The following is a 21,306-nucleotide window of genomic DNA, read 5'->3' as shown; positions in this document are numbered from 1 at the left end:
TATACTGAATATCCGCATTTTTCACAAGTTGGCATTGGAAACAACTGGTGTCGCTTTTCCGAGCAATGTCTCGGAGGCCCTATCTACACACCTTAGAGTTAATGCTCAGATTACTGTAATCATTGATGCAGGCCGATGGCAGTGGCTGCGCATTCCGTTGGAGAATCTGATTATTGGTCAGCTGAGCGGCGCACATACAGTACTTATAAACAAAACAGATCTTGTGAGTCCGGAAGAAGCGGAAGCGGTGGAGAAAGACGCGCGTGAAATCAATGGAAATGCGATTTATTATCGCGTAAGTGGTATAGCGGAAATTGGTGCTAATATTTTACAGGCAATGCTGGGTGGCGAATCATAACGTCATGCAGCAAACATATTAGACTTGCAGGTAAAAAATTGCCTGAAAAATCAAAGGAGGAATGACATATTTCGGAAATCAGCGATATCGCTCTAGCCGTCGAATTTGGGAAACAGAGAATTGTCGACGCCGTTAACGCTTCATCTATTATCCGTGTGATTTAGACGAAAAGGTACTCGAAACTCTGATCGACAATAAAATTAATATGACGGAGGAAAAATTATGATGACCCCAAAACAGAATGCGCTGGAATCTATCTACGGCGGAAAGCCGGAATATGTGCCGCTTTCTCACGAAGATGTTCAATTAGCCGGCATGGCCTCTCTTGATCAGGAAGCGCCGTTAATGAGAAATGGTACTGATATTTTTGGCGTTCCTTGGGTAGCAACGAAGGAAGGCAGTATACCAAAGCCAGGATTTATGTTGTTTGACGACGTTACAGAATGGGAAAAACACGTAAAAATCCCCGATGTCGCCTCTATGGACTTTAAGGCTATGGCTGAGGCGGAAATAAATAGGAGGCCGCCGAGTGACGGGGAAGAGAAACTCGTTGAGATTATGGATGGCTTAGGACCATTTCAACGGTTGGTGTCTTTTATGACCTTTGAAGAAGCACTTTGCGCTCTTGTGATGGAACCGCAGGCGTGCATGGACTTTTTTGAAGCCGTTACCGAATATAAGATCGCCTATATTAACAAATCAATCGATGCTTACAACCCGGATATTTATTGTCTTGGAGATGACAATGCTACGGCGCGCGGATTGTTCATGTCCCCGGAGACATTTAGAAAGCTTATAAAACCTTATTGGGCAAGAATGGCGGAGGCTGTGACGAAGCGAGGCGTGCTTTTCAATATTCATGACTGCGGGAAATGCGAAGACATTATTCCGGATATGGTCGAAATAGGTGTGAGTTTTTGGCAGTCTGCGCAGCCAATGAATGATCTGGCCGGGATTCTTGATAAGTACCGGGGACAGCTCGCAGTTGAAGGCGGTTGGGATTCGTCGGGACCCCCGTCCTATATTGGCGCAGACGAAGAGATGATCCGCGCTGAGGTTAGGCGTTGCTTGACTGAGTACAAAAAACCAGGATTTTTTTTATGGCCTTCAATTATTAACGAACGCGGCAACAGCGTCTTCGTTGGGGATGATCGATTGGGCGCATTGAAGGATGAGTGGCTTAAATACCGTATGTTCTAAAGATTGCTGACAGCTAGCAAGAATTACATTGAAATATATGTAACATAAAATGGAGGGAAAATTATGCTATCAGAAAAAGAAAAGAAAAGTCCGTTTATCGTCGCATTTGCAATTATGTCGGTATATGTCATCACCATGTCGGCCGGTAACGTTTCGGCAGCACTGGCCAGTATCTCGGCGGCGTTTCCAAACGTGCCCATGTCGACAATAGCCTTAATATCAACGTTGCCGTCTTTGTTGATGATTCCGGCATCATTGATCGCTGGTGCGTTGGCAGGGAATAAAGTTAAATACAAAACTATAATAATCATTGGTATGTTATTTTATCTTGTAGGCGGTCTTGCGCCTGTATTTGCAAATAGTATGACCGTCATTCTGATCGAAAGAGCTATATTCGGTATAGGCTTTGGCTTCATTACACCTATGGGCAATGCGCTTGTTCTCAGTGTCTACGAGGGTAACAAAAGAGCAACCATGTTGGGAATGGGATCAATGGTCATGAATTTGGGCGCAATCGTCATGCAGTTTGCGGGCGGCGCACTGGCTGAAATCGGCTGGCAATACAGTTTCTATTCACACGCGTTGGGTATTCTTTCTTTGATCCTTGTTCTGATCTTCCTGACAGAACCGCCCAAGGTTGAACAGCCTGCGGGAGCGGAGAAACCAAAGGTCAGAATTCGCGGAGGCGTTTTGCTGACAGCATTATTACTCGGCATCTATATCATTTTAATATTCCCGTCCGCCATCCTCATGTCCGGATTTCTGCAAAAGAATAATTTAGGCGGTCCTGCTGTTGCCGGTATGGTGCTGTCGGTATTCACCCTGGGCGGTATGGGTGGCGGCTTTGTTTATGGTCCTTTGTTCAAAGCCATTAAAAAATATGTCGTGGCGTTAGGCTTGCTGCTCGGTGCGGTTGGTTATGCGCTGGTCATCTATTCCGGAAATATCGTTCTCGTTGCGATAGGCATGGCGATAGCCGGCGCTTCATTCTCTATCGTATTGCCGGCCTGTTATATGATCGCCGGCATGATTGCCAGTCCCCAGGAAGTCGCGCTCAGCACATCTGTCTTGTTGGCTGCCGTCAATATCTTTGCTTTCTTTTCAGGTTACTTTATCTCTTTTGTCGGTGCTGTTACCGGAGATATGCTTGCAATGCCGATGGTATGGTGCATGATCGGACTTGCAGTAGCGAGTATTGTATTTATCTTTGTCAATCCTTTGCCGAAACCGAAGCATGCGACAGTAAACGAATAGTTACTGACTAAAACGCGGAAATAACCTTCATAGATTTGCCAGAGGTATGCCATACCCCTGGCAAGTCTGAAGCAACAGAATTGGTAAGAAAGAAGGTTTTGTTATGATCTATTTTTCAGAAAAGTATGTTGAAATATCTTGGGATGAAGTTAATCGTGCTGTTGTAGTAATATTTAAGGGTTATATGAGCAGCGAGCAGCTCAGGGAAGCATTCGAAAAAACCATAGAATGTGGCTTAAAGTACCGAGCAAAAAAATGTTTAACAGATAACAGAAATTTTACAACAATAAGACCAGACGACCAAAAATGGCTGGAAGAAGTTTACATTCCCCAAGCAGCCAGAGCCGGGTTTACTAAGATAGCACAAATTTTACCTCAAAATATTATACAGAAGCAAGTTTTAAACAAATTGGGAACATATACCAAGTCTTTAATCGATTTTCATTATTGTGAAAGCTTTGAAGAGGCTGTTGCTTGGCTAAAAAAGCAGTAATAATGGTGATCATAGAACCGGCATGAGGGTTCTATGGAGCTGATATCGTTCTTATCGTGGGAATGACGCCCCGGAATCATCAATTCCGGGGCGTTATACAGTTACCACCAAGAGTTTTGTTTCTACGGATTTTTGCGGTTTAATACACTTTAGCTCATTTTACTCAACCGTTCGATCCGATAGACATTAGAATATGAAGCCTGATATCGGAAGAATCCAAATCCAGCCCTGTTAACTCGCTGATTCGTTCAATTCTGTATAAGAGATAGTTACGGTGGATAAAAAGTTCCCCTGCTGTTTTAACATAATTTCAGCTCTTATTACATCAGCGTTAGAACACCAGATTATTTACATCGCCGGCTTGCAGAAAATCTTCGTCGGCATGTGCTAGGCCCGTCTTGCCAGAATGAGAAAGGGACGTTATAATGCTATATAGTGTACATAGGCTGTTGTATATCAGAAAGTATAATTATTTTCTGGTATATCTAAGTGCAACTAAGCAGCCGCCAAAGACTTGGCACCAGCCAAGTTTTCTTATAAAAAGGGGTGAATGTCATGAGAATCACGATTTTACCCAAAAGCAAGTCCGGCAGAAAATCCTTCATCCTGGTGATTGTCAGCTGGATTTTGTTTGTCGTGGGTTCCGTACTTCCATACAAGGAAGGGTACTCCGGCTTAGAACTGATCTCGCATAATCCCCTTCAGGTTGTCATTACCGTTCTGATCTTTGCCGCAGGCATTGCAGCGGCCATTATTGGACTGAAAGCTGTTATCAGGAAGAAAGAGCGGTCGGTTCTGGTTTTTCTGGTGATTCTGATCGGCGTGTATTATATCCTGAGTTTTTGCGGCGTCGCTGCGAACGTGTTTTTTAGCTAAACATCTCTTTTGATGGGATGTAACCGTACTCGTTTTTTTAGCAAGTATCGCAGCCTTTATTACAGGAATAAAAGCGGTACGTAAACATAAAGACAACGCTATTCTCGTCAGGATATCCATCATTCTGGGATTTTGTACGATTCTGTTTCTTCTGCTGCACAGCTTATTTATCAATGATTAGAAACGATCAAAATAATTTTCGAATATATACAATAATAAGGTTGAAGGCGTTAAGTGACAGGAAGGGATGATCATATGAAGACAAAGTTATGGCCCCAATCTCGTTCCGGCCGATGGTCGGCTGGACTGAGCATTGCTTTTATTGTATTGATCGTGCTGAAATTGATGGGCGCATTGCCTTTGCCGACGTTTGCAGTAGCTGCATTGGGATTAGCAGGCTTTATTGCCGGAATTGCTGCAATCGTTGGGAAAAAGGAAAGGGCGATCCTGGTGTTTCTGCCAATACTCGTAGGATCACTGATTATCTTCTGGACTGTGGCGGAGATTGTTTATCCACATTAGGCCTTTAATTAATTCCAGCATTAAAAAGGTGGTGCCGTCTTGATCGAAAATATTATCATTTCTTTCATTGTGCTACTGTATGGTTTAGTCATCGGCAGTTTTCTGAATGTGTGCATTTACCGGATTCCGATCGGGAAAAGCGTTGTTGGCGGGAGATCCTACTGCCCGCACTGTGATACGCTGATTCCGTGGTATCTGAACATCCCTGTTTTCAGCTATCTCTTTCTGCGGGGGCGCTGCAAAAACTGCCGGGGGCTGATCTCCCCGGTCTATCCCGCGGTCGAGCTGCTGAACGGGATCTTGTACCTGATTGTCTGGTTCACCTATGGACTGAGCCTGGAAAGTGCTTTTCTGGCAATGCTTTTGTCTGTGCTGATTGTCGTGTCGTTTATTGACTGGCAGAAAAGGGTGATTTCGAATAAGCTGGTCGTTTTTCTGTTGGGCTTAAGTGTTTTGCACGGCGTCTATCAGAGCGTGTATTTTGGAGCTGCGTGGTATACTTGGGTCATTGGTTTTTTTGCGGCTTCCGTACCGCTTTTTTTTCTGAGCTTATTTTTTCCCGATGGCCTAGGCGGAGAAGATATCAAGCTGATGGCTGCAGCAGGGCTTTTTATGGGCCCACCGGTGCTGTTGGCGTTATTCCTTGGTTCGTTGTACGCAGGTCTTACTGCACTGTTACTGATCACAGTCAAAAAAGGATCCCTGAAATCAGAGATTCCTTTCGGACCGTTTCTGTCCCTCGGGATATTTACTGCTATGATCTTTGGAGGGCAGATCTTTCTATTCGCTGTGCCGGTGTAATGGAACGTAAGTAATTTAAAAATGATGATATGAGTAATGAAGAAAACAAGATAATGGCTGACCCGAAATGCAATGAATATGCAAAAGTTCATTGCATTATTTTATGCCCGGGCTCTTGTCTGAATAAATCTATGCTATTTTTCCAAACTATTACTGAATAGCTCTTTGCCATGAAAAATAATTGCGTCTTGAAACGATCAAAAAAAATCATTGCTGTTATCGGAAAGGATCGTGTACCTGCTATGACTAAGCCACAGGCAATCGATGTTATGGAACCAACCAATGAAAATCTACCCAGAGAAAAATTCGAGGAACTGGAAGCTTTTATTAACAGTTTACCAACAACGAAAAGCGCTCTGATTGAAATCTTACATAAAGCCCAGAATATTTTCGGCTATTTACCGAGGGATGTACAACTTTTTATTGCCCGGAAATTAGGAATTCCGGGAGCGGAAGTATTCGGAGTCGTTAGCTTTTATTCCTACTTTACAACCAAGCCAAAGGGAAAACATACGATCAGTGTCTGTATGGGGACTGCTTGCTTTGTCAAAGGGGCGGATAAAATTATGGAAAGACTGAAAGAAAAGCTTGGCATTGAATCCAATGGAATTACACCTGACGGTCTTTTCGGTCTGAAAGATGTCCGTTGCATCGGCACTTGCGGCATGGCTCCCGTTATGATGATCGATGACAAAGTATTTGGCCGGGTGAGAGAAGAGGACCTGGATACCATCCTCGAATCATACCGCCGGAAGGAGATACTGGTATGAAAGTTGGTTCGTTGGAGGACTTAAAAAGAATTAAAGAAGAATACCAAAAAAATATAAATATAGAACAAGGCGGCCAAAAGCCGGAAGGACAAATCAAAATTCTTGTGGGGATGGGCACCTGCGGCATCTCATCAGGTTCAAGGGAGACCTACAATACTTTTTTGGATGAGATCACTGCCCAGAACATAACCAATGCCAAAGTTGTTCCAGTTGGCTGCATTGGCTGCTGTCACTCGGAACCAACTGTTCAGATAAATAAATCGGACGAACAACCGGTTCTCTATGGCAATGTAACCAAAGACAAGGTCCGGGAAATTATTGAGCAGCATATTAAAAACGGCAAAGCAGTTGAAAGTCTCTCTTTGGAAATAAACTTTGACCGGGTGTAAAAGCGGGCGCAGATTACAAAGTACGTAAATTTATTTGGAGGCTATGATGTCAGAAACAGCAAAGAATCTGAAACAGTACCGGATTGCCCTGCGCAATTGCGGTCTGATTAACCCGGAAAATATCTTGGATTATATTGCGGTCGGAGGCTATGAGGCCTTGGGAAGAGTGCTGACAACAATGTCCCAGGATCAGGTCATAGACGAAATAAAAAAATCTGGGCTGCGAGGCCGCGGCGGAGGAGGATTCCCCACAGGTCTCAAATGGGAAATTACAAAGAATCAAGAAAACAAGGACAAATATATTATTTGCAATGCAGACGAAGGTGACCCCGGGGCTTTCATGGATCGGAGCATTCTGGAGGGCGATCCTCATTCCGTTTTAGAGGCCATGGTGATCGGTGGCTATGCGATTGGCGCCGCCACCGGATTCATTTACATTCGGGCCGAATACCCGTTGGCAATTTCTAGGCTGCAAATTGCTTTGCGGGAGGCCCGAGAATTGGGCTTCCTGGGCAAAAATATTTTCAACACGTCTTTTTCCTTTGATATCCAGTTGAAATATGGAGCCGGGGCTTTTGTCTGTGGGGAAGAAACAGCGCTCATTAACTCCTGTGAAGGAAAACGCGGTGAGCCAAATTTTAAACCGCCTTATCCTGCGGAAGAAGGATATTGGGGCTGTCCGACCTGTGTAAACAATGTGGAGACGTTTGCCAATATTTCTCCGATTATCCTCAAAGGGAGCAGTTGGTTCGCTTCCATTGGCACTGAGAAAAGTAAAGGGACCAAGGTTTTTGCGCTGGTCGGTAAAGTCAAAAATGTTGGCCTGGTCGAAGTCCCCATGGGAACAACCTTGCGAGAAATTATCTTTCAAATTGGCGGAGGTATCCCCAACGGCCACAAATTTAAAGCCGTTCAAACAGGGGGGCCGTCCGGAGGCGTGATCCCGGAGAAACACCTGGACATTCCTTTAGACTATGATAACCTGCTCAGTATAGGGTCCATGATGGGATCAGGGGGCATGATCATCATGGATGAAACCGATAATATGGTCAATATCGCCAAGTTTTACCTGGAGTTTACGATGGATGAATCCTGTGGACGCTGCACGCCCTGCCGGATCGGTACCAAGCGGTTATATGAAAAGCTGAATCTCATTACCCGCCGCAAAGGAACGATGGCGGATTTAGATGCCATCAAACAGCTCGCTTACATGGTTAAAGGTAGTTCGCTCTGCGGGCTTGGGCAGACTGCGCCCAGCCCGGTCATCAGTACCATGAAATATTTTTGGGACGAATACCTGGCCCTGATCAAAGACATCGACCATCCTCAGGGGGAAGGCCATTATCAAGCAAAGAATAAAATTGGTCTGGAATCATAAGGAGGCTAACCATGACCCACGTTCAACAAACGCATCCTGCTAAAAAAATGATTGATTTTAAAATTAATCATCAATATCTACGGGTCCCTGAAGGCATCACCATTTTGGAAGCCGCCCATAAAGCAAGAGTTCGGATTCCAACTTTATGTCATCTGGATTTGCATGATATCAAAATGGTCAATCAGACGGCTTCCTGCAGGGTCTGCATGGTTGAGCTAATCGATGAGAAGACAAACCGGAATAAACTTGTCCCGGCGTGCGTAACCACCATTACGGATGGAATGGAAGTACTCACGCATACGCTTACAGCGATTACAGCCAGAAGAATGGCGGTTGAACTCCTGTTATCGAATCATCCCAATGAATGCTTTACCTGTCCCAAAAACGGAGAATGTGAGCTTCAGGCCTTAGCTGCAGAATTAGGGGTTCGGCATATCCGCTGGGAAGGTGAACGGATGAATTATCCGAAGGACGTATCCAGTGAGGCGATCGTCAAAGACGCCAACAAGTGCATTTACTGCCGGCGTTGTGAAACGATGTGCAATAAGGTCCAAACCTGCGGTATCCTGTCAGGGATCGGCCGCGGATTTGAAGCCTTTGTTGGCCCTGCCTTTAACATTCCGATGGTAGAGTCTTCTTGTACTTACTGCGGTCAATGTGTTCAGGTATGCCCTACAGCAGCGCTTACGGAAATTAATCATACCGATAAAGTATGGGAAGCTTTAAATGATCCGGATAAATATGTGATTGTCCAAACTGCTCCGGCTATCCGCGTAGCCATCGGAGAAATATTTGATATGGAACCAGGGACGATTGCAACCGGCCAGCTTGTAACCGCCTTAAAGCGTATCGGATTTAACGCAGTTTTCGATACGGATTTTGGAGCGGACTTGACAATTATGGAAGAAGCCTCAGAACTGATCTACCGTCTGCAGAACAATAAAACACTTCCGATACTTACGAGCTGCTGTCCGGCCTGGGTCAAATTTATTGAGCATCAGTTCCCTGAATTGTTGGAAGTGCCTTCCACCTGCAAGTCACCGCATATTATGTTCGGTACAATCGTCAAAACCTATTATGCCGAGAAGAATGGCATTGATCCGGACAATATCGTGGTGGTCTCCGTCATGCCCTGTATTGCCAAGAAAGCCGAGGCCAAGCGTCCGGAACTAACTAAGGATGAGCATAATAACGTCGATATTGTCGTCACGACCCGGGAACTTGGCCTAATGATCAAGGAAGCCGGTCTGGATTTTATCAATCTGCCTTCGAGTGAATATGACAAACCATTGGGTGAAACCACAGGAGCCTCAGTGATCTTCGGGACCAGCGGCGGGGTTATCGAAGCTGCGCTCAGGACAGCTTATGAGTGGCTGACCGGTGATGAATTACAGAAAGTTGAGTTCGAGCAGCTCCGGGGAGATGGAGGCTTGCGAAAGGCCACAGTTCAAATCGGCGACAAGATGCTACGGATAGGCATTGCCAGCGGGCTCGGAAACGCCCGGACCCTGCTTGAGGAAATCAGAGACGGTAAGAATCAATACGAAGCCATTGAAATTATGGCTTGTCCCGGAGGCTGTGTTGCCGGAGGTGGGCAGCCCTACCATCACGGCAATTTTGAAATTGTCCGCAAGCGTCAGGAAGCCATCTATCAGGAAGATAAAAATAAAAAGATCAGAAAATCTCATGAGAATTCAGAAATCCAAAAACTTTATCAGGAATATCTGGGCCAGCCTTTCAGTGACACTGCCCATAGATTGCTTCATACTCATTTTGAAGAGAGAGAAAGAATCTAATAGTACCGCAGCAAAATATACGCCGAGGCGATCACAATGGATAGAATCATGAACGGAAATCCGATCAGGAAGTATTTTTTGTAGCTGATCGTATAGCCGTTTTTTTCGGCAATCCCTGAGACAATGACGTTGGCCGAGGCACCGACAATTGTGCCGTTTCCGCCCAGGCAGGCGCCCAGAGCCAGAGACCACCAGAGCGGCTGGAGCTGTTCTGGGGTCAGCCCGCCGAGGACCCTGATTTTTTGAATCAACGGAATCATGGTGGCCACGAATGGAATATTATCGACGAAAGCTGAAAAAATAGCGGAAAGCCAGACAATCAGCATCGCCATGACGACCGGTACACCGCCGGTAAGCCCAAGGCTCCATTCAGCAATCTTATCCAGGACGCCGACTTCGACCAATCCTCCAACTAAAACGAATAATCCGGTAAAGAAGAAGATCGTCGGCCATTCAATCGCCAGAAATACCTCTTCCGGTTCCTCATGGCTCAGCACCATGAGCAGCATGCCTCCGGCCAGCGCAATCGTAGCGGTCTCAACATGGATGACGGCGTGCAGCATAAAACCGACAATGGTCAGAGCGAGCACGGCCAGGCTTCTTTTGAGCTGGGCTCAGTCTTTAATATAGTCGTATTCATTTTGCGACAGCAGCAGGGCGATGGATTCCTTATCGGTCTTTAGCTTTTGGCGATAAAGAAAATAAAAGCCCAATAGGGTAACAGCCAAGATCACAATCGTCACAGGTGCCAGGTTCACCATGAAATCCATAAAAGTAAGCTCTGCCGGTCCGGCAATCATGATATTCGGCGGATCACCGATCAGGGTCGCGGTTCCCCCGATGTTGCTGGCTAGAATCTGGGTAATCAAAAAAGGTATTGGGTTTAATTTCAAGGTTTCAGCAATCACAATGGAAACCGGAACGACCAGCAAAACAGTCGTCACGTTATCCAGAAAAGCCGATAAAACGGCAGTCAGTATAGCCAAAGAGATCAGCAGTCTGATTGGATTGCCTTTGACTTTCTTGGCGACCCAAATAGCCAGAAAGCCGAAGACACCGGAACGTCTGGTCAGATCGACAATGATCATCATGCCGATAAGTAAGCCCAGCGTATTCCAGTCGATGTGTTCCACAGCAGTTTCCTGCGGGAATACACCCAAAAGAATCAGGAGACAGGCACCGAGGGCCGCGGCGACAGCCCGCGGGATTTTCTCCGTTACGATTAGTGCATACGTAGCTACAAAAATAACAAGGGTCAGAATCAAGGTCATGAATCGTGCACCTCCATCATTAGTGTGGTCAATTTTTATTGGCCTAACCGGTTAGAATATACCAAAATAGTTGAAATAAAAAAGAGCAGATCCATAAAAGGAACTGCTCTTCCCTGAGAAGTTCAAAATCCTTGTAGTCTGGCAATCCTGTCAGAATATCCTGGAAATGCATTTGGATTCCATTCATTTTGTATTGCATGCATTTCAAATTCCCTGATTTAGACCCATAACTTTAGCGTCCTTCACTTTCGTGAAGTTTGCCCCAACACATTAAAAATCATATTATATTTTATTTGCAAATCTGAAAAATCCTGATCAACTGGATTGTGTCCAGAAAAGAAGTATAGCATCTCCGTTCATATTTTGTAAAGATCAGTTCGATCTTCTCAAATAATATTCAAAATTCTCGAGTGCCCAGGCATCATGGTACAAATTCCCTTCCCGGGATGCAGGGTCCAAAAGTGAAGTGCAATAGGCTGTTCTTTTTCCATCGGCTAGCTCTTGAAATATTTCGAGGTATTTCCATTTGGCCTTTTTGGCAAAGCTTTCGTTACTGTTGGCTTGCTTGGCCAGCATAAAGCAGGTTTTTATGCTTCTGTTCAGCGTGCAGAGGCTTTGGGCCTGACACTTGTCACAGCCGATGAACTGGGTCATATCAATTTCCACGGTCGTGACAAAGCCGACTTTGAAAGGAGTATAATGCACAATCCTTGGTGATAATTCAGCATCGCCATACCCGCATTCCTCATTCCAATAACCGATCCGGTCAATGAGCTCAGGCCGTAACCCCTGAAGACATCCCGGAATAAAATCCATGATTACATCAATGCCGGCATTTCTCAGCTGAAGATAGGATAGATCATTCTTGACCTGAGGAATGACGGGAGGGAGAAATCTCGGATAAGGGTTATCCCGCATGGTTCCTAAGAGACCCACTTCCGGAAAAGCTTCAAATATTTCCATATACCTGGTCAGCCAGTTTTTGGTCTTGATATAGACATCGCTGTCAATCGTGAAGAAATACTGGTTGGGCTTTCTCTTTCTGAGGTTGTAGTTCAGGACATAGATCGGCCCCCGGTTAACCTTCAAGCGTGTTTTGGATTTAATTCTTTTGTCCTGAAGGCTTTTGATATAATTCCAGGTATCATCTTTGGAGTTGCAGTCGATGATATGCATTTCAAAATCTTCGTCTGAATCCAAAATCTTGTTTAGGTTCTGCATGGTAAGCCCGAGACGGTTGAAGGTAACATAGCTGATAAAAGGAGGAGGGGAGGTGCTGTCTGTCGGGTTCTGTACAGAAGGTTCAATGATTTCTTCCAGGATCCCAGGATCTAGAATCTGTTGAAGGATGGTGGCGTCGTCTAATTCTTCCCAGTCAATGTTTTTTGGAACCGCTTGTTGAGAAATTTCCGCAGTAGGGGTGTCAGCGGCTTCCTGAACAGGGAAGGGGCTGACGCGTTTTTGCAGGGCAGAGGCTTGAGCCTGATTAATGGCTTCAAGAACAAGCTGTATCGCAGTTTTGATCAAAATAGAAGAAAGTTCCTTCATATCATCAGTCCTTTAGGGGAATGGGTTTCAACCAATTCTTTTAAATGTTTAACCGGTCGGGCAGGGACACCGACGGCCGTGCAGTATTCCGGGATGTTGCGAGTGACGGCAGCACCAGCCCCGATGATGCTCCACCTGCCAATCTCTTTTTCGGGGATCACCACAGTTTTGGAACCGATTTCACAACCTTCATGGACCTGCACGTTTCCGGCCAGGGTGACGTCCCAGTATAAAGAGGAGTAATCCCGGACAGCCGTATCGTGGCCAATCCTGCAGCCCGGATTTAAGGCTACGTGACTACCTATCCTGACATCCGTCGACAGAAAACTGTTCCAGCAGATGATATTGCCGCAGCCCAATTGAACGGAGTGGCTTATTCGGGCAGCGGGATGAATCAGGTTGGCAAAATATAGCTGAAAACAGGACAGGCTGGCGATCAGACGGTATTTATCCGTCGGTCTCGCGATCGCACATACAATCCAGAGAGGGTGCCCTGTGTTTTTTTCGAGCCAGTCCAGGTTGCCCAGAACAGGATAGTCATTAATAACCTTTCCTTGTTTGGCCGGAGTTTGGTCGATATAGCCCAACAGGTTCCACTGCTTTTTTTCTGTATTGATATCTTCAACGAGCTCGGTAGCTTCCCGGCCAAAGCCGCCGGCTCCAAAAATGATGAGATCTTTTATAGCCAATGATCACACGCCCAATTCAATTGAAAATTTCGTTGATTTGCTTTTTATTTTTAATTTTTATTTCCCTGATGATGCCGCCTATTTTTTGAACGTCGGACGCTGACATTCTGCCGTGAAGCGGCAGAGCCAGAACACTTTCTGCGACTTTGTTGGCTGTGGGTAGATTGTCTGCGGAGGAGGAAGGAAGACCTTTAAAACACTTAAAATTGCTGCAGAGCGGGTAAAAATATTTTCGGCAAAAAATATTGAAGCTTAACAATCGGCTATAGAGCTCGTCCCGGGAGATACCGTATGCGGTCGGATCAACCCGGATAACAAAATACGGATAATTGGCTGTAATTTCTTCAGCCTCCTGGGAGACGGTTATCCCAGGGACATCAGCCAGCACTTGCCGGTACAGGTTGGTAAGATATTTCCTTTGGGCTATTTCAGCTTCCACTTCTTTTAAGAGCAAAATGCCGACAGCAGCCTGCAATTCGTTCAGTTTGCCGTTTATACCCGGTTCGTCCACACTGTAGTCTTCTTTTAGACCAAAATTTCTCAAACACTTGGCTTTCTGCTGGAGGTCCTGATCCCGAAAGATAAGTGCACCGCCTTCGACGGTGTGAAAGATTTTGGTGGCATGAAAGCTGAACATGGTGATATCTCCATAGGAGCCGACCGGTTTATCCTTTATTTTCACACCAAAAGCGTGGGCCCCGTCATAAAGTACTTTCAGGTTATGCCTTGCTGCAATCCGGTCAATCTTTTCGACCTCGCACGGATGGCCGAAAACGTGTACCGGCAGGATGGCAGTGGTTTTATTCGTAATCAGGGACTCGATACGGTCGGCATCAATATTGAACGTGGCTTCTTCAATGTCGCAGAAGACCGGCGTAAGATGATTCCAGGCCAGCGCGTTGGCCGTAGCGGCAAAGGTAAACGGGGTGGTGATGACTTCCCCGGACAGATCCAGGGTTTTGCATGCAATTTGCAAGGCATTCGTGCCATTTGCAAAAACCGATAAATATCGGGTGCCCAGGAAAGCAGCCAGTTTTCTTTCCAGTTCTTGGACCATCTTTCCGTTATTGCTGAGCTGCCTGCTTTGCCATATTATTTCGAGCATGCTGTAAGTCTCCGCCAAGTCTGGCAGCAAAGGTTCGGTAACATAGACCGGTTCAGAAAAACCATCATTGTTTATCATTTTTTTCTCCCCTGGCAAATATTCAGTTGGCTTTGGATGCATAGAATTGAAAGTTTTCGGTTGCCCAGTCAAGATTGTAGGTTTCCTCCGCAGTGGAGTTACAACTGAATAATGAAGTGCAGTATGGGGAACGGGCACCGCTCTGCAGATCCTTAACTGTTTCGTCAAATTTCCAGTGGTATTGTTCTCGGAATAATTTATTCTGGTTTAATTTCTCGTAGATGGTAAAACAGGTTTCTCCGGTTTTGGTCTCTCCGTTTTTTGACAGACGGCAGAAGGATTGACCGGGACATTTGCCGCAAACTATTTGTTGCGGGATAGAAATGTTCACGTTCATCAGAATTCCTGTTTTAAACGCTGTAAAATGATTAGCCCTTAGAAACAACTCCCTGCTGCCAAAATTATTTTCTTCACTCCAAAAGCCAATTTTAGAGATAAGATCAGGGCTCAAGGCCAGGATGCTACCGGGCATATAATCCTGCGAATAATCAGACCTGTTCTTGGTTAATTCCAGATAAACCAAATCATTTTTGATGACTGGGGTAGTCGGAGGCATATTTCGGGGCGGAAACCCGGCATGAATACTGAGTAAACCGATATTCGGAGTATTTTTAAACACCCTTAGGATGTAGGTCAGCCAATTTTTGCTTTCAATCACAACATCCTGATCGACAGCAATAAAATATTGATCATCTCTTCTCTTGGACAGATTTAGATTTGAGGCGTAGACCTGTCCTAGATTGACAGGGAGCCTTGTTTTGAATTTGATCCGCCTGTCCTTCAGACTTTGGATATATTTCCAGGTACCATCTGTGGAATTATTATCAACGATTGCTAATTCAAAGTTTTCCGGCGTTTCAAGGACACTTGAAAGGCTCCTGATTGTCTGGCCCAGGCGGTTAAAGGTTACATAACTTAGGAGTGGCGCTACCATTTCTATATCTCCCTCCACTTAATCGTCTTTTTACTTGATCATCCCTTCAGGTTCTGTTAGGGCAACTATCACTTTATTATATGGGAGGAGTTGTCCGTGGTTACACCATTGCGGTTCTTGCGCAATATTATATTAGAAAGACAACCCTCTCTTTATAGAAAATCTTACCGGCTAAAGGCAGGAGAATAATTTGAAAGCTCTGATTTTAAGCGGAGGAACCGGAACAAGGCTCAGACCGCTGACCTATTCCAAGGCGAAACAGCTTCTTCCCTTGGTCAACAAACCAGTTCTGATCTATCTTATTGAAAAGATAGCCAGGGCAGGTATCCATGATATTGGAATTATCGTTGGGGATACGCAGGAACAAGTAAAAAAAACGGTCGGCAGCGGAGAAACGTGGGGCACGGCAATCACCTATATTCATCAGCATAAATCCCTGGGGCTTGCCCATGCTGTTCGGACTGCGGCCGACTTTCTTGGCCGCGATGATTTTGTGATGATCCTTGGAGACAACATCTTCAATATGGAGCTGGATAGCTTCATTCAAAATTTCTACCAGCAAAAGGCCAACACCAGCGTATTGCTTCATACGGTCAGCAATCCTTCCCAATTCGGGGTTGCGGTGGTGAAAGACGGATTTGTAACAGCGCTTTACGAAAAGCCTGAGAAGTATATCAGCAACTTGATCATCACAGGGGTCTATGCCTTTGACCACAGCATTTTTGCAGCGATTGACAAAATCAAACCGTCCCGTCGGGGAGAACTTGAGATTACCGATGCAATCCAAAATCAATTGGAAAACGGGGCCAGGGTCACTTGCGATCTGGTCCGGGGATGGTGGAAGGATACCGGAAAATTAGACGACATTCTTGAAGCAAATCGCTTGATGTTTGATGCAGCGCTGGCCCAAAAAATCCAAATGGGAAACAATGTGACCATTCGGAACAGTATTATTCAGGGGCCAGTTCATCTGGACGATGATGCTATCATTACGGACAGCTTTATCGGACCGTATACGACAGTGGGCAGGAGAACCCGGATTACAGAATGTGAGATCGAAAATTGTATTATCCTAGAGGATACGCAACTTGCCAATGTCTCCAAGAAAATCAGCGGAAGCTTAATCGGAAACCAGGTTTCCATTCAAGGCAGCCCCGAAAACAGCTCTTCAGCCAGTACTTTTTTTCTTGGGGACCACTGTCAGATCGATCTCTAGTTTGCCAGTTGAGCTGGCCGAAAGAATATAATTTGAGGTGTAGAATATGAGAGTTCTTATGGTTACCGGTGGCGCAGGCTTTATCGGAAGCAATTTTATTAAATATATTTTGCAGCGCAATCAGGATGTTATCGTCATTAATTTTGATAAACTGACTTACGCAGGAAAGGTGGAAAATCTTCAAGACCTGGCAGCTCATCCAAGGTATTATTTTACGCAAGGGGATATCAGTACTGCGAAAGAAGTTAAACGCATTCTTCAGGAATGTGACCCCGATGATGTGATTAATTTTGCTGCCGAATCGCATGTGGACAGAAGTATTACCGATCCTCTGGTTTTCGGCCGAAGCAATTTGATGGGGACTTTAACGCTGCTTCATTGTTTCAAGGAACATTGGGAGAAGAACGGCTTTACGGGAAAACGCTTTATTCAGGTTTCCACCGATGAAGTATACGGAAGTCTTGATAATGAGGCAGAACAGTTTTCGGAGCATTCCATGATTCGTCCAAACAGCCCATATTCGGCTTCCAAAGCAGCTGCTGATTTAATGGCCAGGTCTTTTGCCAGAACTTACGGTTTTCCGGTGATCGTGACCCGGTGCTGCAATAACTACGGACCCAATCAGGATAAAGAAAAATTTATTCCGCATAGTATTATTCAGGTTTTACAGAATATGCCGCTGACTGTCTATGGGGATGGGTCGCATAAACGTGAATGGATCCACGTACTGGACCATTGTGCGGCGCTTGCGGAGATACTTTCGGACGGGGAACCAGGAGAGGTGTATAATATTGGGAGCGGGGAGGAAACATCGAACCTAGAGATGGCCCGGACCATACTGAACATGCTGGGTAAACCGGTGGATGCACTGGTTCAGGTTGCCGACAGGGCCGGACACGACTGGAGATACGCGCTGGATAGCACGAAGCTGAAAACAAAGCTGGGTTGGCAATGCAGGTATCATCTTAACGAGGGAATTGGGGATACGATTCAATGGTATCGGGACAACCGAGCCTGGTGGGATAAATCTGACAGCAAAAACCCGCTGGGATGAATTCAAAAAGATGCTGCCAAGAGTTTGTAAACTATTAGCAGCATCTTATTCGGTTTGTGCTCTCGTTTAAGGTTTAGTAAGATTTTAGAGGGGAGCAGCTTTTTTATAATTTCTGATAAAAGAACGAGGAAACGGATTTAAGGCCGTGCTGGCTTTGGCCGAATAAATGCTCTGTACAGCCTGTGAAAAGTATCCCTTTCGGGTTCAACGAGTCTGCAAATTTTTTGTACAGCACATCCTTCGCTTCATCGGTAAAATAGATGACGACATTGCGGCAGGCAATCAGATCAAAGCCTCGGTCAAACTTGTCGGTAAGCAGGTTCTGCGCCTTGAAAGTCAGATTCCTGGTCAGCGTGTTTTTGATTTGGAACTTCTTTTCAGACTTGTTGAAGTACTTATCGAGAAGATGGGGGGGAGTGCTGGCAAAATCACGCTCGTCATAAATACCCGACTGGGCCTGTTTTAAGACGTTGATGTCAATATCTGTTCCTAGGATACTGAAGTTTATTCCAGGAAAATATTCTGCCATGACGATCGCCATGGTGCACGCTTCCTGGCCTGCTGAGCAGCCCGCGCTCCATATTTTTAAGGAAGATCTGGTCTTTAACAGGTCGGGGATAATTTTTTCCCTAAAGACATCCCATTGCTTGACATCGCGGAAAAACTGCGTGACATTGATGGTTAGATGTTTAAAAAACGCATCGTAGAGGTCAGGTTTAAGACTGAGATCTTTCAGGAAGTCCGTATAATCTTCCTGGTACCCCCTGGTGCTCATGAAGTTCAGGATTCGCCTTTTCATCTGGTTTTCTTTATAATAGTTCAAGTCAAGACCGCTGACATTTTGGAAGGATTTAACGAATCTAGGATAATCCGTAATCATGCCAGTGCTGTTCATCATTCTTTTTATTACTCCTTTCGCTGGTACAACATTTTAAATACTTTTCAAAATATTGTAAAGACCAACTCGTTTTTAATATCAGGTGAATAGATCGATAATAAGTCCTTTAATCTCATGGATTTTTTCCAGGATTTTTAAAGGTTCAGACTGAGAAGAGAGTACTTGTTCACCCAATTCTTCCAGTGCCTTGTTGATCTTCGTTACCCTGGCCATGACTTTCGGCTGACCTCGGTAATCCCAAAAGGTTTCCTCCTGCATATTTCTGCTTTTTCCAAAGGTTGACTGAAGAAAACTTTTGACCATGGTTTTAAATTCCGTCAGATTTTCCAACGATCTGTTCTCGGAGAGCTTTTGCCCCTGCTTTTCAAGGCGTTCCAGAAAAAGTTGCATTTCCTGGCTTTGAAGTTGACGGGAATGTGATAAAATATTGCTGAAGCTGCTTTCCTTTTTTTCTGAAGTTTGATGAAGGTCAATCCCAAAGTTATTTTTTTGGGTGGAACTGTTGATTTTTAGTGACATGTTACTCCCTCCGTGAAAGGATTATAAAATATGAAATCACGCCGGACTTTTCTAAAAATTGCAGCCGGAATGGCGGCATTTGTTATCCCCTGGACGGTCCTGCCTGGGGCCTGGGGGCAGAAACTCGGAAGCCTTCTGGGAATTCCGTCTTCCAGTATTGAATTTGCTTCAGGCGAAGGTACTGTTTGGGTGCCTTCAACCAAAGCGATTTCCAGAAAAGCCATCGAAGATGTCCAGTACTTGTCTCATGCCAATCTCGAAGGCCGCCGGGCGGGAACTGCGGGAGAGACCAAAGCGCTTGTTTACCTGGAAGAACAATTCAAGGCCTTGCTGCTGGAGTCTTTTAGCGCGGACAACTACTGGCAGCTCTTTTCAATTCCTTCGATGAAAGAAAAGATGATTGACGGCAGAGCGCTCTTTCGACCGGATGAAACGGACACACTTCGGGTCCCAGCGGCTAATATCTTAGCTGGTATTACCGGGAATAACCCGGAACAGACACTTATCCTCTCTGCCCATTTTGACCATCTCGGTATTTATAACGGGGAAGTCTATCCGGGTGCGAATGACAATGCTTCTGGTGTAGGCTGCATTCTTCAAGTCATGCGTCAACTGGTGAAGGAAGCACAGGACGGTTTTGCGCCTAAAATCAATATTGCAGTGGCTTTTTGGAGTGCTGAGGAAATGGGCTTTCTGGGCTCCAAATATTTTGTACAGAACCCTTTGATCCCGCTCTCCGAAATCATAGCTGTGATTAACGCTGATACAGTTGCCAATGGGGCCGTGGGCGAGTATATTCTCTGGTCAGCCAGTGAAAGCTCTCAGACTTTGATTGAGACCATGAAAGAAGCCGGTAGAGTAAATGGGGCGGTCCTTGAGCACGTTTCTGGCGGTAGCCATCACAGCGATGAAATATCCTTTACAGGCACCGGCATTCCTGCGGTAACCATTCTGGGCAAGGAGTGGCTGGTGAACAATCATACGACGGAAGACAAAATATCCGCAGTCAACGAAGAGAAACTGGAAATGACGTGCAATATTATCTATAGAGCCATCAAAAGCCTGGCTTACTAAAGCGGTAAGTGTGCTAGTAGAACGATTCGGAGTCCTGTAACAGCTAGTTGCTGCTGTTTCCGTTGCTGTCGGCACCTGTGGTCGTATTGCTACTGCTGCTGCCCGGTTCGAGCAGATCATACTTGGAACGCAGGATAATCAGGTCGACTCTGCGGTTGGTGATTCTTCCCTGTTCTGTGCTGTTATCGGCAATCGGGCGGTATTCACCGTACCCTGCTGCTGACAGCCGAAGGGGATCGATCTCACCGTCATCGACAAGAATATGGACGACATTGGTCGCCCTGAGTACGGACAGTTCCCAATTGCTTCGAAATTCTGCGGTATGGATTGGCAGGTTGCAGGTGTGTCCTTCCACTTTTATATAATTCGGTGAGGCGGACAGGACCGTGCTGATTTTTTTCAGGATGGCCCGCGAATTCGTTGATATTTCTGCCGAGCCGCTGTTAAACAGCAAGGTGTCCTGAATACTGATGACCAGGCCTCGTTCCTCAATGGATGATACGAGTTTATTTTCAATTCCATTTTCTTTCGCAAACTGGTCCAATTTGGCTTTGATCCCCTCTATTGTAAGGCTTTCCTGATAATCCGTATCTCCTTGACCAGTTCCTTCTGAAGGGGTGGTCTCCTGCTCTACTCCTTGCTGGTCGTCCTGGCCTGTCGAAGTTGAACTTTCAGTACTCCCGCTTTCAATGAAAGAATCCCCGGCCTGTGTTTCCGACAGGTTAACCGCAGAAGGTGCCGCACCGCCAAGCGTTATGCTCAGGGATTGGGCCATTGCCCTGAATTTGTTGGCGTCAACCTGACTCATTGAATACATCACAATAAAAAAAATCATTAATAGCGTAATGAGGTCCGAGTAGGTGACAAGCCACCGTTCCTGACCAGGGGGGTGGCCATCTTGTGTTTTATGCCTTCTCATTTTATCACCGCTTCTGTTCTAATGCTTTTAGTACTTTACTCAACTTTCCCACCATTAAATAATGGTTAAAGCCATGATTTTTCTGACACATCAGGTTGCAAACAACAATCGTTCTTTGAAAGACCGTGGAATAGTGCTAAGAAAAGTATCCATAATCATATTGG

The 21,306-nt window shown here is 45.5% G+C and carries 21 protein-coding genes, 2 pseudogenes and 1 riboswitch; of the genes and pseudogenes, 14 read left to right on the top strand and 9 right to left on the bottom strand.

Annotation, left to right across the window (positions count from 1 at the left end; translation table 11 throughout):
- Positions 1 to 28 precede the first annotated feature (28 nt).
- The 4 genes from OKX56_RS06340 (at position 29) to OKX56_RS06325 (ending at position 3,305) form a co-directional block, all read left to right on the top strand.
- Positions 29 to 358: a GTP-binding protein gene (locus OKX56_RS06340; protein WP_019225305.1), complete on the top strand. Its 330-nt coding sequence runs from the start codon at positions 29 to 31 to the stop codon at positions 356 to 358.
- Between the two features lie 222 nt (positions 359 to 580).
- Positions 581 to 1,558 (top strand): uroporphyrinogen decarboxylase family protein, encoded by a 978-nt coding sequence (locus tag OKX56_RS06335; protein ID WP_019225306.1) that lies wholly within the window; start codon positions 581 to 583, stop codon positions 1,556 to 1,558.
- A 63-nt stretch (positions 1,559 to 1,621) separates the two neighbouring features.
- Positions 1,622 to 2,812: an MFS transporter gene (locus OKX56_RS06330; RefSeq protein WP_019225307.1), complete on the top strand. Its 1,191-nt coding sequence runs from the start codon at positions 1,622 to 1,624 to the stop codon at positions 2,810 to 2,812.
- A gap of 103 nt (positions 2,813 to 2,915) precedes the next feature.
- Positions 2,916 to 3,305, top strand: a complete 390-nt coding sequence (locus tag OKX56_RS06325; RefSeq protein WP_019225308.1) for a hypothetical protein — start codon at positions 2,916 to 2,918, stop codon at positions 3,303 to 3,305.
- Between the two features lie 163 nt (positions 3,306 to 3,468).
- On the opposite strand, the pseudogene OKX56_RS14920 reads toward OKX56_RS06325, so the two are convergent.
- Positions 3,469 to 3,603, bottom strand: a pseudogene (locus OKX56_RS14920) (helix-turn-helix domain-containing protein); the annotation flags it as partial.
- A 257-nt stretch (positions 3,604 to 3,860) separates the two neighbouring features.
- Here OKX56_RS14920 and OKX56_RS06320 point away from each other — a divergent pair.
- The 7 genes from OKX56_RS06320 (at position 3,861) to OKX56_RS06290 (ending at position 9,837) form a co-directional block, all read left to right on the top strand.
- A complete protein-coding gene (locus OKX56_RS06320; RefSeq protein WP_019225309.1) occupies positions 3,861 to 4,181 on the top strand; it encodes a hypothetical protein in 321 nt (106 codons plus the stop codon).
- Positions 4,182 to 4,436: 255 nt separating this feature from the next.
- Positions 4,437 to 4,703 carry a hypothetical protein gene (locus tag OKX56_RS06315; RefSeq protein ID WP_019225310.1) on the top strand — a complete coding sequence of 89 codons (267 nt, stop codon included), beginning with the start codon at positions 4,437 to 4,439 and terminating at the stop codon, positions 4,701 to 4,703.
- Between the two features lie 39 nt (positions 4,704 to 4,742).
- Positions 4,743 to 5,504, top strand: a complete 762-nt coding sequence (locus tag OKX56_RS06310; protein ID WP_019225311.1) for a prepilin peptidase — start codon at positions 4,743 to 4,745, stop codon at positions 5,502 to 5,504.
- A 242-nt stretch (positions 5,505 to 5,746) separates the two neighbouring features.
- Entirely contained in the window at positions 5,747 to 6,274 is a 528-nt protein-coding gene (locus OKX56_RS06305; RefSeq protein WP_025206039.1) for an NADH-quinone oxidoreductase subunit NuoE family protein, read from the top strand.
- Entirely contained in the window at positions 6,271 to 6,663 is a 393-nt protein-coding gene (locus OKX56_RS06300; protein WP_019225313.1) for a (2Fe-2S) ferredoxin domain-containing protein, read from the top strand. Before OKX56_RS06305 ends, OKX56_RS06300 begins: the two co-directional genes overlap by 4 nt.
- A 43-nt stretch (positions 6,664 to 6,706) precedes the next feature.
- Positions 6,707 to 8,041, top strand: a complete 1,335-nt coding sequence (locus OKX56_RS06295; protein WP_282432028.1) for a complex I 51 kDa subunit family protein — start codon at positions 6,707 to 6,709, stop codon at positions 8,039 to 8,041.
- Between the two features lie 11 nt (positions 8,042 to 8,052).
- Positions 8,053 to 9,837, top strand: a complete 1,785-nt coding sequence (locus OKX56_RS06290; protein WP_019225315.1) for an NADH-dependent [FeFe] hydrogenase, group A6 — start codon at positions 8,053 to 8,055, stop codon at positions 9,835 to 9,837.
- Here OKX56_RS06290 and OKX56_RS06285 read toward each other — a convergent pair.
- From OKX56_RS06285 to OKX56_RS06265, 5 genes and pseudogenes are all read right to left on the bottom strand, one after another.
- A pseudogene (locus tag OKX56_RS06285) lies at positions 9,834 to 11,108 on the bottom strand (ArsB/NhaD family transporter). The gene OKX56_RS06290 and the pseudogene OKX56_RS06285 sit on opposite strands and share 4 nt — an antisense overlap.
- Before the next feature lie 186 nt (positions 11,109 to 11,294).
- Positions 11,295 to 11,380: riboswitch (cyclic di-GMP riboswitch) on the bottom strand.
- 100 nt (positions 11,381 to 11,480) lie between these two features.
- On the bottom strand, positions 11,481 to 12,656 hold the full coding sequence (locus OKX56_RS06280; RefSeq protein WP_019225317.1) for a glycosyltransferase family 2 protein: 1,176 nt from the start codon (positions 12,654 to 12,656) through the stop codon (positions 11,481 to 11,483).
- Complete coding sequence (locus OKX56_RS06275; RefSeq protein WP_019225318.1) at positions 12,653 to 13,345, bottom strand: acetyltransferase; 693 nt, start codon at positions 13,343 to 13,345, stop codon at positions 12,653 to 12,655. The genes OKX56_RS06280 and OKX56_RS06275 overlap by 4 nt, the downstream gene beginning before the upstream one ends.
- 16 nt (positions 13,346 to 13,361) lie before the next feature.
- Positions 13,362 to 14,528 (bottom strand): DegT/DnrJ/EryC1/StrS family aminotransferase, encoded by a 1,167-nt coding sequence (locus tag OKX56_RS06270; protein WP_019225319.1) that lies wholly within the window; start codon positions 14,526 to 14,528, stop codon positions 13,362 to 13,364.
- A 22-nt stretch (positions 14,529 to 14,550) separates the two neighbouring features.
- Positions 14,551 to 15,462: a glycosyltransferase family A protein gene (locus OKX56_RS06265; RefSeq protein WP_019225320.1), complete on the bottom strand. Its 912-nt coding sequence runs from the start codon at positions 15,460 to 15,462 to the stop codon at positions 14,551 to 14,553.
- 190 nt (positions 15,463 to 15,652) lie between these two features.
- On the opposite strand from OKX56_RS06265, the gene OKX56_RS06260 reads away from it, so the two are divergent.
- Positions 15,653 to 16,678, top strand: a complete 1,026-nt coding sequence (locus tag OKX56_RS06260) for a glucose-1-phosphate thymidylyltransferase (RefSeq protein WP_019225321.1) — start codon at positions 15,653 to 15,655, stop codon at positions 16,676 to 16,678.
- A gap of 46 nt (positions 16,679 to 16,724) precedes the next feature.
- Positions 16,725 to 17,732, top strand: a complete 1,008-nt coding sequence (rfbB, locus tag OKX56_RS06255; RefSeq protein ID WP_019225322.1) for a dTDP-glucose 4,6-dehydratase — start codon at positions 16,725 to 16,727, stop codon at positions 17,730 to 17,732.
- A gap of 103 nt (positions 17,733 to 17,835) precedes the next feature.
- Here the strand turns inward: rfbB and OKX56_RS06250 are convergent, their stop codons facing one another.
- Both OKX56_RS06250 and OKX56_RS06245 read right to left on the bottom strand, forming a co-directional pair.
- Positions 17,836 to 18,630, bottom strand: a complete 795-nt coding sequence (locus OKX56_RS06250; RefSeq protein ID WP_015043640.1) for a CheR family methyltransferase — start codon at positions 18,628 to 18,630, stop codon at positions 17,836 to 17,838.
- 78 nt (positions 18,631 to 18,708) lie between these two features.
- Positions 18,709 to 19,149, bottom strand: coding sequence for a YaaR family protein (locus OKX56_RS06245; RefSeq protein ID WP_019225323.1), 441 nt, complete (start codon positions 19,147 to 19,149; stop codon positions 18,709 to 18,711).
- A gap of 30 nt (positions 19,150 to 19,179) precedes the next feature.
- Here OKX56_RS06245 and OKX56_RS06240 point away from each other — a divergent pair, with 30 nt between their 5' ends.
- Positions 19,180 to 20,223, top strand: coding sequence for a M28 family metallopeptidase (locus OKX56_RS06240; RefSeq protein ID WP_019225324.1), 1,044 nt, complete (start codon positions 19,180 to 19,182; stop codon positions 20,221 to 20,223).
- Positions 20,224 to 20,266: 43 nt separating this feature from the next.
- On the opposite strand, the gene OKX56_RS06235 is transcribed toward OKX56_RS06240, so the two are convergent.
- Positions 20,267 to 21,142 (bottom strand): flagellar motor protein MotB, encoded by an 876-nt coding sequence (locus tag OKX56_RS06235; protein ID WP_019225325.1) that lies wholly within the window; start codon positions 21,140 to 21,142, stop codon positions 20,267 to 20,269.
- Positions 21,143 to 21,306: the final 164 nt, after the last annotated feature.

Source organism: Dehalobacter sp., from assembly GCF_030063005.1.
Taxonomy (GTDB): Bacteria; Bacillota; Desulfitobacteriia; order Desulfitobacteriales; family Syntrophobotulaceae; genus Dehalobacter; species Dehalobacter restrictus.
This window is presented reverse-complemented; position numbering and strand designations above follow the sequence as displayed.